This is a genomic window from Stieleria sp. JC731 (assembly GCF_020966635.1).
Classification (GTDB): Bacteria; Planctomycetota; Planctomycetia; order Pirellulales; family Pirellulaceae; genus Stieleria.
This window is the reverse complement of sequence record NZ_JAJKFQ010000011.1, coordinates 912,557-926,510: the sequence shown is the minus strand read 5'-3', so window position 1 is coordinate 926,510 and position 13,954 is coordinate 912,557. Positions and strand designations below refer to the sequence as shown.

Below are 13,954 nucleotides of genomic sequence, written 5' to 3'. Positions count from 1 at the left end.
GCATAACAACCGCTTGCCGGGCACAAGAGTCGCCAGTGTGGCGATCACCCGGTTCAGTTCGAGCCGATCACACAACACCGTTCGACGGAGAGCTAAATGACGAAGAAACGATTTCGATTAACCAACGCCGAGAAGGCTCGTTTGGACTCACTAACCTTCGACCCTATCAGCAAGTCCATGGCCGTGCTGATGAGCGAAGAGAACTTCAGCGCTCATCGGGGAGCGGCAGAAATCGATGATGGTCCGGACATCGAATATCAGTGCATCGTATTCGGAAATGATGGCTTTGAAAGCGATGTTCGGAGTCGCAAGCAGGTTGCACGACTCGCAATGAAATTGGATGAACTCGAAATACCGCTCCTTGGCTTTGGAGTTGAGCCAGATGGTTACACATGGGCGTTGCGAGTTGACTTTGAGGACGCCGAACTGCTTGACCTAGTTGTTTGGGACGTTTGGTTTGACCTCACTTGCCCCGATGCGAATCCGGTGAAGGAAGAATTGAGCGAGTATCTCGACGCCGCAGGACTTGCCGCTGCATAGAAGCAACTATCCACAACACGAAACTACCACCACGGGAGCCTTCGATTGATTTCGAAAGCTCCCGTTTTTTTGCCAGACCAACAGTGCCGCTTCGGCAACGGTGCTGGTAGTTCGACGGTCGCCATGGCTCGCTTGGGAGTAAATGGAATTGGAATCGATATCGACGAAACCTACTGTCAGTCCGCTAAAGCAAGAGTGTTGGCTGAGAAGGAGCGAGTTGTTGAAACGGATACGGCGGATAATCAATTGTCCGTTTATCAGGAAGAGACCGAGACCACTTTGACAACTTTGCCGAAGTTGGAGGTGGACCAAGGATTCGTTCCAATGTCTGAACCTATGCGTCAGCCAAAGCAGGCCGGTTAATAGCGATCTGCACATGATGATCGATAACCACGATCCAAGGATGGATCGTGGCTATTAACGAGTTCCAGTGCAAATTTTGGACTGAGACATTTCAGTGGCAAAAAGATGAGATTTTCAGGGTGTTTCGGCTGATTCTGGACTTCGTGATAGAGCGGTGGTGTAAGTCGGCTTGTTGTCCGACCAGATCGCTACTTGTTTCAGTGCATTTGGCTGCAAGCACACCACTTGTTCCCCGAAACCGTCAGCTATTAACGGCTGCCAACCCGGTAAAAGCTTCAAATGGCTTGATCAATCGAGTGACTTCATCAGGGGAAGGCATCAGTTCGGGCTCTGAGAGGAGCAGAACTGGTTTGACTGTTTTGGATTCGGGAAGTTAGGCTTCGGTTTCGCAATCCGTGATTGTCCAAATCCGAATTCCCTAGCTCCATATCTTCCAGCTTAAATGCCAATTGGTCTTCATAGCTTGGAAAATCAAAATCATTCTCGGTCGTCTCACAAAAAGTGGACGACAGAATATAGCTCCATTCTTGTCTGTTTGTTTTTGTTCTAGGAAGAGTGAATTTGCCGATCACGGCTTTGCCAATGCCGTAGGCACGGGCACGACCTTTCGACGCCTTTCCTCCATGTTTGGCTGGATGGTAATAATCGGCCCGAATGTAGATCCAATTCCAGTCGAGCAGCTTATTGAAGAACTGCCGCTGCTTCTCGTGTTTCCCGAGTTTTAATTCGAAAGCAGACAGTATTTTTGGCAGTGCATGAACTGGGATCTCACGATCACAACAACGAACAAAACGAAGGAAGTAGGCCACAGCACGAATCACCTCTTGCTGTTTCTTCAGTTTCAACGCTTGCTTACGACCAACTATTAGCGGAACCAGTTCGTTAACAATCAAATCGCATTCTTCTTCGTTGAATTCGATCTGTTCACAATCGACGGCGACATCAACAGTATTACCACTGACGGCCCATGTTTTTTTGTCACTGACCCGAAAACCAATTGATGACCACCGATCAGCCGTAGTCTTCCACTTTCCATTGATTCCAGAATTCCAAATTTTCGCAACATCACGTTCAATCAATCGCTCAATTTCGTCGAATCCATCAATCAATCTCGAACTCAGTCGCTTGTTGGGGATCTCTTTGCAAAAGCGAAGGACTGTCTCATGAGCAAGATCACTCTTGCAGCCCTCTGCCCGCAACGCCAACAGCGTGACATAGATCGCTACGTTTAGATCTCTGAAATGACCGGGCTCACCTCGCTTCCAAAAGGCAATCAATGCCCCACGGGCTTTGCCCTTAAGCGAATAGTCGGTCGGTGCGGACAAGTTAGAAGTTTCAGGTCGAAAGTCGGGACTTGAATCCTCAGAAGTTAGGTTCTTAGAAGTTGTCGCTTGAACTAGTGGCTTCTTAGAAGTGTCTTCGCCCTCTTTGTCTCTTGAGCACAAATCTCGAATTGCCAATCGATCAACGACGTATCGGAAAACATCGTCCTTGGCCATGTACTGACGAGACCGATCATTGAGCCACTGCATGTATCCCACAACATCTTGGGTGTTTTGGCCACGCCGATTTTTTAGGTCAAGGGGCCGGTCCAACAGCATTGTTCGCCCTCGGGCAAGAGGCAACCGATGAGCCTTCTGAGGATCAGGGTAGATCTCAATTTGGCGGATTCGTTTTCCGCTTTTTTGTGTCTGAAAGAACTGGCATTCAGGATACAACTGATCGAGTTCACTGAGTTGCCGATCCAGCCATCGCACACGAGTTTTCAAGGGACTGGCTTTGCCGAAGTACAACAAGATGTGGATGCCGCCAGCTTCGTTGTTGCTAATTTGAAAGTGGCAGCCGTCCTTCCCCCAGAACCGATCAAGCAGAACAGCAAAACGCCTCAAGAACAACGTCAATGATCCTTTGTGGAGATCAAGATCAATCAGCAGGTAGTACGAGTTTTCTGCACCGAAGACTCCATAGATCTCCCGTCCGCATTCATGATCTTTGCATTTGTCACGGCTGAACCATTCTTTGGTGAACGTCCTCCAGCCCCAAACATCAAGTGTTGAATCCCAGACGTTTTTTCCAAACTCGTCCTTGGTCCAGTCGCCGCTGGTCCAGCGGATTAGTTTTGATCGATCATTAGACTGGCCAAAGATCTGCCAGAATTGCTGGCGTGCCGTGTTCAACGGAGTCCGTTTGATTTCGACTGTTTGGTCGAAATGGAAGAGGTTGTATGGTTGGCTTGGCACCTCATATTCGTGGTCAGCACTTTCGATCCGCATCTTTCGCATGACAACAATAGTTGCCGCTGCCTTTTCGCCTTTGCGTACTTTGCGAAATTTCGATTCCCATTGGGATCGAGTTTTCAGGTGCTTTGGAACTTCTTCCCATCCAACAAAATCTGCTTGCGCTTTTGCGTCTGATAACGCTACTATATCTATAGACATATCGATTCCTTTCGATCCACCAGCCGCTCTTTGCCGAGAGCGGTTTACTTTTTGGTTGGATCATTATTCGTTTTTTCAAAATAAATGGAAGCAGTTTCTTCAACGACTCGAATTGCGTTTGATCGTTCGGACCTGTTCAGCGGTGAAGAACGCACGACGACCCAATCGCATCTCTGGTTCCGGCACGAGTCCGGTTTCTATACGAGAACGCAACGTCTCGTATGGAACAGCAAGCTCATCCGCTAGGTCAGTGACGGATCGTAACTGCAACGAACGCTTAACGAGCGATTGCGGTAGCACACTCAAAAGCGTTTCTGCTCCAACCGTTTGTTGAAGTCGCTCTAATACCTGATCTGAATCGTCGTCGTTCATAATCGCCTCCTTCGTATATGTAGTAGGAAGATCATGATTTTCAGAGGCAAATCACGAACTGCTTGACTTTATTTTTTAACTCGGTTAGCTTCCTACTCACGACACGAATCTGTCGCACGACGAGTCTTTCAATAAGCTCACTTGGACGCCATTGGTGTCCCCTACCTGCTTCTCTCGTGCAACGTGTCGGACCAGACATCATGAACGATTGCAATGCAATCGACCGCTGATTGTCTGGTTTCATCCCGGCTCCAAAGAGCCATTCATTCCCGTTGGCGATCACGGCGTGTTGCTGCGCTGTTGGTCAGCCAACAAGAGCAGGTGAGGTAGAGAATGCCAGCGTTTAATTCATGGAAGACAAGACTAGAGGAGGGTGCCGAGTTGGTTCCCGAAATGAAGCGACTGTCGCTCCGGGAGAGGGTTGTCTCCGACTCCCAATTCATCAAGTCTATGCACAACAATGGAGAGATGGATCTCAGGTCAGCTTGGCGGGAGTCAATTCGCTTGGGTGAAGAGTATTCGTGGTTGCTTGATGGCAAGCCGTATTACAACATCCACCCAAACTTGGTTAGCCATCTGTGCAGATGCAACCTATCGAAAATTCCAGCGAGTTACTTGGAAGTTCCCGGTGGATTCGATACCGCACTAATCCGGTTATCGGGGCCGTGCCCCGAGATTGTGGTTGATGGTGAAGAATACGTCCGGTCGATACTCATTTCGCATTCAATTGCGGATGTGGACGATTCCGAACTGGACGCCCTCTTTACCAACGGGACGCCAATATCGAATGTTGCTGCGAAATCGAACGAAATCAACTTGCGCATAGATCTAGGTGAACGTGGAACATGCGATGGCATGGCGTACATCAAAGATTGGCTTGTTCATTTGCCATGTCAGCCTGACAGGAACTTGGATGAAGAGTTCTCGGCATTCGAAACAGCAGCACCACAGCAGATAGCTCCGGGAACACGGAGGCGGGAGGTGCTGAGGAACTGCGTGCGAATGATCGCTACCGTTGGGCTCATTGCAAATAGCCCCCAAGACAACCTCCTTCAGTTCGATGTCTTGGCAAAGGATCGGCAGCGATTTGAGGCCGCAGACGAAGAGGTTCGACAATCTTTGATCAGCCGGGCCAGACGCCGTGGAAAGCACGGCTGGAATGTGGGGACCAACGAAATGTTCGTTCCCGACTTGCCCAAGCGGACCGAATCATCACTGAATGACGAGCGAGGCCAGCACAGCCATGCGCACATTCGCACTGGTCATCTGCACGCTGTTCGATGTGGTCCCGGTCGCAAAGATGTGAAGATCAAGTGGTTTAGGCCAACCGTTGTTCGACCAGATCTTCCGTTCGCTTCTACCTGAGTTGTGATGGACGAAACCCAAAGGAGCGAAATATGACCGAGACAACTGAATTCAACTTTGAAGCCGAAATGGAAATTCGACGACGGCTGCTGCGACACCTCATCGCCAATTGGAATGATGATCTCGTTAGAACTGCGACAGATGGATTTGAAGAACTACTTTCCGACGCTCATGAAGAAATGCTAGAGAATTTGCTTTCACCGCTCATCGAATGGTCCGACTTTTGGCCAAATCGGATGGCTGCCGAGATTCTCAATCTGAGCCTCGATGACGAATACGACTGCCGGGAGTTGCTGGATCGTTTTGAGGGGCAAGAACAACAAGCGGACTCGAACACGGACTCGTCGAAGAGCAACTGGAGGGACGAGGGGTTTTGATCGTGTCTTTGTCGCTCATCGTTTTGCGAACTCAACAACCGTCACTTCCAGAGACGATTCCAAGTTTTGCGTCTCGTCCAGCATGATTCCTATTGCCCTCCCCTGATCGAAGCCACCAGAACCGGCTCCGATCAGGGGGAAGGCGATGGATAGAAAGCCATTCTCTTCAGCAATCCTGATTGCATTGCAAACAGAATCACGGATCGACTGTTCTGAGGCCCGCCACAAAATGTTGATTCCGGCGACGTGGATGATGCCTTTGAACGGGAGCTTCCCCGCTGAGGTCAATATTGCTGAGCCCAGTGGCATCGGCCCGTGCTTCGCCAGTTCCTTGAATGGTGTGGTGCCACCACGCTTCTTGATCGCACCCGAGACGCCTTGAGGAAGCAAGAACCACCACGGAATGATGTTCCGATTCCAAGAATTGACGATCAAGTCCACATCTTGGTCGAGCAGGTCGCCTTTGGTGACATTGACGTTCAAAGAATCGTCCTCAAACCCACTGGGTTACGCCATTCACGACTCGGTAATACTTGCCGCTAATCTCTCTTGCCAACCCCTGCTTTGCCAGTTTCTTTCCTTCAACGGGGTCAATTGGTCCTCCTTGAGTTGATTCTGTTCTTCGCCGCCTTCTTTGCCTTGGAGCGGGAGGTTGTACTTCTCTCAAGCACAAGAATTCATCGAGATTTTCCCTGCTGACCCGGAACCTTGATCGCCTAGTTCCGCTGCCGACATTTACCGCTCGAAGTTCCCCGTTGCGAATCCAACCGATCACGGTTTCAGGGGAGACCTTGAGCAGCTTCGCAATCTCAGATGGGGTCAGGAATGGTTCTATTGAATCCGGCACAGCTATTACCGCCCGAATATTGCAAACTGCGGCAAGTGATCACTCAACGCAAAGGATTCCTTGTCGTCGATGTTCAAACGGAACGCCCCTTCAAATAACGGCCTCGATTCAGTCACCCGATCCGCAATCGGACCAGCGGCCATGACATAATCGATGCGCCATTTTGGAATATCGGCTTTGATCGTCGGCCCTTCGCCTTTGCCGACCTTGGCGAACGTATCCACCCAACCGGCTTCGATCCAAAGTTTGTATTCTTCGGTCTCGGGACCGTGGTTGAGATCACCGATCAATAGCATTGACTTTCCAGCATCGAGATCCGGCTTCATCGATTCGATCATCGCCCGAATTTCTTTCAATCGGATTTCTGGATCGGCAGTCGGGTATAAGTGAGCCGAGTGAACGATGAATGATTCGCCGCTGGGCAATCTCACTGTGGCTCGGCCCCAGTGTCGAGTAAAAACCTCTTTGGGCCGTTGGCCCCTCATAGGCGCATTCTGAGATTCAGTGATCTCGAACTTGCTCAGGAGCGTGCCCGGCCAGTTGCCACCGCTGGGAAATCGGACGTGCTTCATTCCCAGCAATTCGGCGACTTCTTTGGTCAATTCCTCGCTGGGGGATTCGGAGAAGTTGACAATATCCGGCTCGTAGAGTGCCAATTCCATCGTAAGGCGTTTGGCCATCTGGCCTTCGGCGACGGCTTTCTTTGCGAGCGTCCTCTGTTTGGGCCAGCCGGTTAGGCCGTAGATGTTGTAGGCGATGACGCTCAGTGGTTTCGGTTTCTTATCAGCGGCAAAGAGACATGGATTGGCTGCGGCAATCGTCGTTCCGACTGCTGCACAGAATTGTCGTCGTGAAATCATCATTTGGCTCTCCATGTTTAATCGGATCGCATTCTACACCGCCCGATTTGCTCCCGGTAGAATTGCAGGGAGGATAACAATCATGGTCAAAAGCAGACAATAAACCGCCCGTAACCCAGCCAGCAAGTTTGCCCATCTGCAAGAGAAGTTGCAGAAGCAGAAAACGCAAGCCAAGAAGAAGACCGAAAAGAAGAAGTGATGCAGAATCCGGCGTGGATCCTCCTTGCTTGATCATCGTTGGCATCGGAGGGGTTTGGTTGCTTTCACCGTCGATTCCATGGCTGGGCAAATTGCCCGGTGACATTCGAATTGAGGGCGAAAACTTCAAGCTCTATTTCCCGGTTGTAACCTGTATCGTGGTCAGTCTGTTGCTGACAGGGATTATGTAGTTAGTTTGGTACTTCTATCCGTGACGATTACTGTGTCTCCTCGAAGATCTTCCACCGGGCTTCGATTGCGGCTTCCGAGGGTCTCAAGGCTTCGTTGCTTGGTACTGACAGGGCACGTCCGTTCAATTCTTCAAAGGAAGATCCGACCAGCGAGTCCGATATTTTAACCTTTAGGGTGCCGGGTTCGACGCCAATCATTTGCAGGTCAAACAACGTGTGAATGTCCGCACGGAGCAAGACACCGTTCGTGACGTGATTCGATTGGTCGCCTAAGAACGGACGAATATGTGCGGCCTCCAAAGCCTGAACCACATCACAACCCGTAACTGCACATCGCTCTCCATACGCTTTCAGCAACTCTTTTCGGAACTGAGGCTGGCCTCGCCGTTGGACAATCTCACGGAGCCTGCGCTGCCGTTCGTCTGTAGCGTCGGTGGGATCAAAGTATCCTTCTGCAGCCAGATTGGACGAGACGGTCTGAATCTCGTCGGAAAATAATCCATCGAGGTTCGCAACAAGCGACAGCCACTCCTTGGCGGCTTCGTCATTTCCCCGAAGCCAACCACCCTGCGGGAATTTGAAACCATCCGGCTTCGGCAGTTCTACCTTTTGTAGCGGCGTCACCTTGAACGCAATGCAGTAGCCCTTTTCTGCCTTGTCAGCGTAATAGGGATCTGTCGCCGGATCTTCTCCAAATCGTTCAATTAGACGGTCACGCAAGTCTTGCTTCCTCTCATACTCGAACTTGTCAAGATCGCTGACCACTGATTTCCAGACAATACGTTGAGACTGCGAGTCGTACCAAAACAGCATATGCCCGGCTTCGACCTCGTAGTATGGCCACATGCGTTTCTGCCACATGTTGAACCAGAACGCCTGTTCAAACTCCTCCCAGTCTTCGGGGATCGAATAGCCACGACTCGTGATGAAGGCGTCGGACGTGGCTGGCTGGATTGGTTCGACGGAGAAGCCTAGACCTCGAAGAACGTAGTTCGCTTGACCCTTCTTTTCGCCGCCGCTGAACTCACCGTGGTCGAGTATGGTGCCGGTCAAATGGCGAAATGCAATTCCCACAACAGCCTTTGGTGCGTATGCTTTGCCTTCATGGACGAGTTGGTATCCAGTCGCATCACCAAATTCATGTTGGATTCCCTCATCCAGATCTTTCAGAGCGAGGAGCACATGATCCTTGGTCAGTCCGTCAGGGATTGTTTTAGGCATGGCAGGTTTAGTTTCGCATAGATGGTTCGGACGTTTTCAAAGCGGTATTCAATTGCTCAAAGTTCTGCGAGAAGAGTTGTGATCTCTTCCTCGGAGAGCATTCGATAGCTTTCTAAAGCCTTTCGCACGTCATCACTCGATGGCTTCCTGAGATAACATTCGGCGACCGCTTCCCTAATCATTTTTGACTGAATCTCAAGCGCCTGCTTGGGACGTTTGATTTCCTTGCCGTAGAGGACTTCTCCCGGCTGATACCGGACCATCTGAACGATCAGCAGCGCCGCATAGATTTCACCGCAGTAGTTGTTCTCAGTGCAGACCTCCTGCAACAGATCAACGTCGCCACTGATGCTGTCGTAGACGGAATACAGGTAGCCGTCAAACCACTCCTTCTCGGTGTCTTTTCCGCTGGTGGCAACTTCGAGCATGGTGACGAGTTTGCCGATCAGATGGCCACGCTTAACAACATCCAACTTGTACCACCGGTACAGCACTTTCACCAAGGTTGTGAAGATGTCGAGGAAGTTTTCCATCCCGTTGATGTTGCCACGCTCGGAGTGCTTCTTGAGTTTCTTCTTGATGTGACGTTCCACGAAGTCATAAATTGCCTGTTCAACTTGGTCGGCTTCTCGCTTCGCATTGAGCAACCAGTCTGGAGCTATGTCGCTCTGGAAGGGATCGGAGATGCGAATGCGGAATTTTCGCTTGCCCGCTCGTCGCCCGGCTCCGTCATTGAAACGGATATTGAGATGACGAAGGTACTCCGCAATGGCACCAGGTCCGTCACGCTGTCCAAGCTCTTCGAGGTATTCCGGAAGCCCATCCCCCGTTTCCTCGATTCGGCTCTTCGACGTAGACGAGCCTCCTCCCGGTTCGTGCGTGAGTTGGTCCTCCTGAACGATCCACACAGCAAGGCTTTCGACCCGCTCACCGTTGGTAAGATCTGCGACCAACGAAGCCAAAATCGTTGCCTTGCAGTCAGCGAGAGTGTTTTCAGGCAGAAGGAGGTCTTCCGTTGCGTTTTCCTTTAGCGCCAGTGCAAGCGTTTTCCGGGGTAGTTTTTCACCGGGCGTGCGGATAGCAAGACGAAGCTTTACGACTTCGTTTCCAAGTGAATGTGTAAAGGTAACTCGCAGATGTTCTGGATCTCTCAAAATCGCCGACTGGAGCCTCAGACTTTTTGTCTCGGTTTCAGTCGGTTCGGGCGATTCATCAGAGCCGGGGTCGAACTCATCGAGGGGCAAAGGGCGTTTCGAGAGGTCTTGGTCAAACAGTTGTTCGATATGGTCATTCGACTCGTGCATCAGCAAACACGCCTCAATATTTCTTCCTTCAAATGCAGCCGACGTAAAGTTCGCACTCCCGACCACGCACCCACCGCCTGTCCTGGACTGCCAAGCAAACAGTTTTGCATGAACACGACGAGACGCATCCTTACCTGTCGAGTTATGTATTTCGGAGAGCTTGAATGCCGGGAGGTCTCGCAAGGGAGCCACTGGCAAGTTCGTGTAGCCCTGCTGGACAAGCATCTCGACCTGTGAACCGGGCCATTGCTGCGACAATCTTTTGCAGATGCCTCCATCTTTATCATGGAATGGAGAGACAATGAAGAACTTCTTCGGCGGCGTTTTTCCGATTGATTGTTCGACTGAACTCCAGATCGGTCCATCGTAGGTATGGACAAGTCGAAGTTGCTGGTCGTCTGATGCCTCCTCGTACTCTTTCAACCATCTGTGGTCCTGTTGAGTTTCAGAAAGCCAGTCTGATGCGATACGCCCAACTTCAGCATCCGTGTCATGGGCTGCACGCTGGAAGAACTTCAACGAAGCCGAAGCGAGTTGCATTGCTTCAGAGTCTTCTTCATCAAAGTCGAATGGTATCGAGTTGAGAAGCTCCAGATTGCTAGAGCATCCTGAGCGAGTCAGATTGTTGCTCCCACATTGAATTTGACCACCACTATCAGTCAGGAGGAGGTTCAGCTTCGGGTGGAAGACGCCCTGACTTCGATGGACGGGCACGACGAGATAACGTCGATTAAGTCGTCTCGCTCGGACATCTCGTTGCAGCAGTTCTTGCCACTGCCTGCCATCCATAAAGACTGCGATGCGCCGTGCCTTTCTTAATGTCGAACACTTCAGCAACCGTCGCTCGAAGAAGTCAGGATCAAATTGAAATGTTGAGAAGAGGGCGATATAGGCGGGGTCGCCTTCTAGCAGAGAGGCGTGATCGAGATACTTCATTGAGCACCTCGTTCATTCAGTTCGGCTTGAAGAAGGTCTTGCCCTTGCTCGGTAAGATGCGTGATTCCGCCGTCATCCTCTGTCATCAGTGCTAAATCGGTCAGTATTTGGACGCCGCTGACCATTCGAGGATTACCAATCCCGATTTTTTCATGAGGATGGTCCGTTATAACCTTCTGGCCATCGACTTGAATGAGGCACCGATCACCTTTCGCCGTCTTTTCATAAGCCATCGCCTGATGCTGTTGGACGACGTACCTTGACAAAACGAAACTTGCCAAGTCGCACCATGAACAAGTGAACCACTGGCCAAAATGCCGTTCCAGACCGAGTGACACAACAGGTGGAACCAAGTCGAGGTAAGGATCATTTGCCGCTGTGGCGAGCCAATTACCATGGTCGGTCCCACTCCATCGTCGAAACCGACCCAGAGTTAGCGCAAAGAGAATCATTGGCACTGCCAGACCTGTTGCCTCATACAGGAAGCGGCGATTTCTTATCGCCTCTTCCAGCCAGTGCTCGGCTACCCTGCTGGCTGGCCGAATCGCTTCGTCAAGTTGTTGGCTCGCTTCTTCATCCAACGAAGTAATGTTGATACCAAACTGATTGAAGAATTCTGCGGGCATTGTTTTGCCGAATGGACCTGACAGATTGCAGTCAAGAAATGTGTTCAGTTCTCGATTGACGGTGGCTTCGTTCAACATGGATGAAAGCTCATCCGTTGTGGCTCCACCGATTCCCTTGTCAGATAAGTTCGTGACCAGCCAAGAGAACATCCCCTCCAACGCAACTGCCATGAAATGGTGGAAGTAAAACATTCGCCAACGGAGAGCAATGTCTTGAATGCTGTTGGGCCATTCGACGCCTAAGCGATCACCTTCATCGCTGACTACCTCTCCGTAGTAGGTGGCCATCCCGAAGTGTTCTTCAGTCAGCGACCATTCATCTGTGCTCAACTGTCGGCACAACTCAAGGATCAGGACAAGCGAACGGTTGCGAACGCTGTGCGAGTTTTCCTTTGTACTCGACTTGCCGAAGAACATGTCTTGCAGCAACGGCTGATCGGGTGCCGCTGAATCCGTCAGTTCGCACAGACCACCACGCTTACCCCACTCTCGAAGACTGTTCACCGAACATTTTCGGTGCCTTGTCGATACGCTCCGAACGGATTCAAGTTTTCCAATGAGTGAGTCGTAGCCTTTCGCCAACTCAAGTCCAAGCGGTGACAACTCAATGTCATCAAAGGTAAGTTCAAGATCCTCCGCTTCTTCGTCTACAGCTTCACGCTGCTCATCGCTAATGAAGCAGCCGAGATTTACAAGCGAGTTGTAGTAGGCATCCATTGCCGGAACTTTTGCGAAATTCAACTTCTTAAAGTTTGCTTCACCCTGCTCATCTTTCCAATTGCTGGCCTTGTTTGATCCAACCAGACCGCCACCGTCGCACGGGTGGCCTTCGTGATGAAGCACGCAGGCAAGTGTGAGTGCCGCTTCTCGGAGTTTGATGGCGTCACGCAATCCGAGAGCGTAAGCCTGTCCTCGCTCGTATTTCTGGAAGTTGTATATGCACCACGGGATGTACGAGAAGTAGCGAGCCCTCGGCGTGATCGATGTAATGCAGAACATTAGGCGGCTGGCGAGTCGAGTCGAACCACGAAGGCCGAGGCCCAGCGGGTCTTGAACTTCCGACGCTGGAACGCTCTTGCTCCACCGCAAGAGTTGTCTTGTTGCTTTCTGCTTCTTCTTCGCCATTGATGCTAATTTTGATCAACCAGCAATTGAATCTTTACCGAGAGACTGGAAAAGTTTCAAACTGCCGGGCCCTGAAATATTGAATTTGCCCTACCGGCGGCTGCCAACATTTGACATTGAACGCATTGTACGGAATAGCGGAACACAGAATGTCCCTAACAAGCGTGTGCTTGTTCTACCAGGACAATTCCGATGTGCGAGTTCAGTTCGTAAAAGCAGAAAGCAACAAAGGCAACCTTTCATCTCTAAATAATCTTCGACTATGCTATTCGTAAGGCAGGCAGTGGAGAGCAATGACGAAGTTTTTCGATGAGTATTGCAGGAAAATCGGTTCGAGACCTACGGCGACGATGGAAACCGCACAAGGAGCGATTGAACGCAGGACGGTCGGGGCACCCAACGACCGTCCGGTTTCATCGAGCCTGTAGTTGGTTGCAACGGGCGGAGCAGGCGGATGGAAGTGACGATCTCGATTTGGTGTTGATGAGCCAATGGATTGCATTCAATGCCCTCTACGGCCAATGGGATGAGGGGGCAAAGGAGCCGGTTTCCGATCATGTTTGCTGGCGGCATTTTGTTGACAGAATACTGTCGCTCGACAAAGACAAAATCGTCACCGATGTTTTGATGGACAATAAACCTCTCGTCATGACGATCTTTGACGACGAGTATCTGAGCAGATACTTCTGGCGGGAACCGAATGACAAGCGGGCAAAACGATCACGGAAAACCAAGTTTGACGCTCGGACGTGGTACTTGGAAGGGTGCTGGACGCTGATTCTTGATCGCTTGATTGTGCGGGTATATCTGCTGCGATGCCAACTCGTCCATGGGGCCGCAACTTACAACAGCCGACTCAATCGCAGGTCAATCCGACGTAGCTCCCAGATGATGGATCATCTAATCCGATCTTTCCTTCTCGTTTGGATTAACCAAGGTGCCGACGAAGATTGGGGAATCATGTGCTATCCGCCGATGAGCTTGATGAGTTCGGTGCGTTGAACCTGAAGTGGCGCAGGCAATTCAAAAATCGACCCCAAATGCCCTTCTGCACATCACGGGCAAATGCCATTACCGTATATCCATTCAGGCGGCGTAAAAGGGAAAGCCAACGAGGCGACTGTCCAACGGGGGCAACGAAGGAGCAGAACACCCCGCCAGCACGAGGACTTGAACCACAATCAGTTTATT

Annotated in this window: 14 protein-coding genes; 6 read left to right on the top strand and 8 right to left on the bottom strand. The window is 50.8% G+C overall.

The window, feature by feature from the left end:
• Positions 1–96: 96 nt before the first annotated feature.
• Together LOC67_RS20320 and LOC67_RS20315 are read left to right on the top strand one after the other, a co-directional pair.
• Positions 97–540: a hypothetical protein gene (locus tag LOC67_RS20320; RefSeq protein WP_230264625.1), complete on the top strand. Its 444-nt coding sequence runs from the start codon at positions 97–99 to the stop codon at positions 538–540.
• A 123-nt stretch (positions 541–663) separates the two neighbouring features.
• On the top strand, positions 664–903 hold the full coding sequence (locus tag LOC67_RS20315) for a hypothetical protein (protein ID WP_230264624.1): 240 nt from the start codon (positions 664–666) through the stop codon (positions 901–903).
• Positions 904–1,208: 305 nt separating this feature from the next.
• Here the strand turns inward: LOC67_RS20315 and LOC67_RS20310 are convergent, their stop codons facing one another.
• On the bottom strand, positions 1,209–3,341 hold the full coding sequence (locus LOC67_RS20310; protein WP_230264622.1) for a hypothetical protein: 2,133 nt from the start codon (positions 3,339–3,341) through the stop codon (positions 1,209–1,211).
• A gap of 99 nt (positions 3,342–3,440) precedes the next feature.
• Positions 3,441–3,713, bottom strand: a complete 273-nt coding sequence (locus tag LOC67_RS20305) for a helix-turn-helix domain-containing protein (protein WP_230264620.1) — start codon at positions 3,711–3,713, stop codon at positions 3,441–3,443.
• Between the two features lie 468 nt (positions 3,714–4,181).
• On the opposite strand from LOC67_RS20305, the gene LOC67_RS20300 reads away from it, so the two are divergent.
• Both LOC67_RS20300 and LOC67_RS20295 read left to right on the top strand, forming a co-directional pair.
• A complete protein-coding gene (locus LOC67_RS20300; RefSeq protein WP_230264618.1) occupies positions 4,182–5,078 on the top strand; it encodes a hypothetical protein in 897 nt (298 codons plus the stop codon).
• Between the two features lie 32 nt (positions 5,079–5,110).
• Complete coding sequence (locus LOC67_RS20295; protein ID WP_230264617.1) at positions 5,111–5,455, top strand: hypothetical protein; 345 nt, start codon at positions 5,111–5,113, stop codon at positions 5,453–5,455.
• A gap of 15 nt (positions 5,456–5,470) precedes the next feature.
• Here LOC67_RS20295 and LOC67_RS20290 read toward each other — a convergent pair whose 3' ends face one another.
• Genes LOC67_RS20290 through LOC67_RS20285 form a run of 3 tightly spaced genes read right to left on the bottom strand, consistent with a single transcriptional unit; the run spans position 5,471 to position 7,165 of the window.
• Positions 5,471–5,938: a macro domain-containing protein gene (locus LOC67_RS20290; RefSeq protein WP_230264615.1), complete on the bottom strand. Its 468-nt coding sequence runs from the start codon at positions 5,936–5,938 to the stop codon at positions 5,471–5,473.
• 10 nt (positions 5,939–5,948) lie between these two features.
• Positions 5,949–6,302, bottom strand: a complete 354-nt coding sequence (locus tag LOC67_RS27790) for a helix-turn-helix domain-containing protein (protein WP_410001164.1) — start codon at positions 6,300–6,302, stop codon at positions 5,949–5,951.
• A 5-nt stretch (positions 6,303–6,307) separates the two neighbouring features.
• A complete protein-coding gene (locus LOC67_RS20285) occupies positions 6,308–7,165 on the bottom strand; it encodes an endonuclease/exonuclease/phosphatase family protein (protein ID WP_230264614.1) in 858 nt (285 codons plus the stop codon).
• Between the two features lie 209 nt (positions 7,166–7,374).
• On the opposite strand from LOC67_RS20285, the gene LOC67_RS20280 reads away from it, so the two are divergent.
• Positions 7,375–7,551 carry a DUF2905 domain-containing protein gene (locus LOC67_RS20280; RefSeq protein WP_230264613.1) on the top strand — a complete coding sequence of 59 codons (177 nt, stop codon included), beginning with the start codon at positions 7,375–7,377 and terminating at the stop codon, positions 7,549–7,551.
• A gap of 27 nt (positions 7,552–7,578) precedes the next feature.
• On the opposite strand, the gene LOC67_RS20275 is transcribed toward LOC67_RS20280, so the two are convergent.
• From LOC67_RS20275 to LOC67_RS20265, 3 genes are read right to left on the bottom strand one after another with little or no spacing between them, the layout of a single operon-like run.
• Positions 7,579–8,772: an HNH endonuclease gene (locus LOC67_RS20275; RefSeq protein WP_230264612.1), complete on the bottom strand. Its 1,194-nt coding sequence runs from the start codon at positions 8,770–8,772 to the stop codon at positions 7,579–7,581.
• Positions 8,773–8,828: 56 nt separating this feature from the next.
• Entirely contained in the window at positions 8,829–11,012 is a 2,184-nt protein-coding gene (locus LOC67_RS20270) for a hypothetical protein (RefSeq protein ID WP_230264611.1), read from the bottom strand.
• A complete protein-coding gene (locus LOC67_RS20265) occupies positions 11,009–12,763 on the bottom strand; it encodes a hypothetical protein (protein ID WP_230264610.1) in 1,755 nt (584 codons plus the stop codon). Before LOC67_RS20265 ends, LOC67_RS20270 begins: the two co-directional genes overlap by 4 nt.
• A 309-nt stretch (positions 12,764–13,072) precedes the next feature.
• Here LOC67_RS20265 and LOC67_RS20260 point away from each other — a divergent pair, with 309 nt between their 5' ends.
• Positions 13,073–13,765, top strand: coding sequence for a HEPN domain-containing protein (locus LOC67_RS20260; protein WP_230264609.1), 693 nt, complete (start codon positions 13,073–13,075; stop codon positions 13,763–13,765).
• Positions 13,766–13,954: the final 189 nt, after the last annotated feature.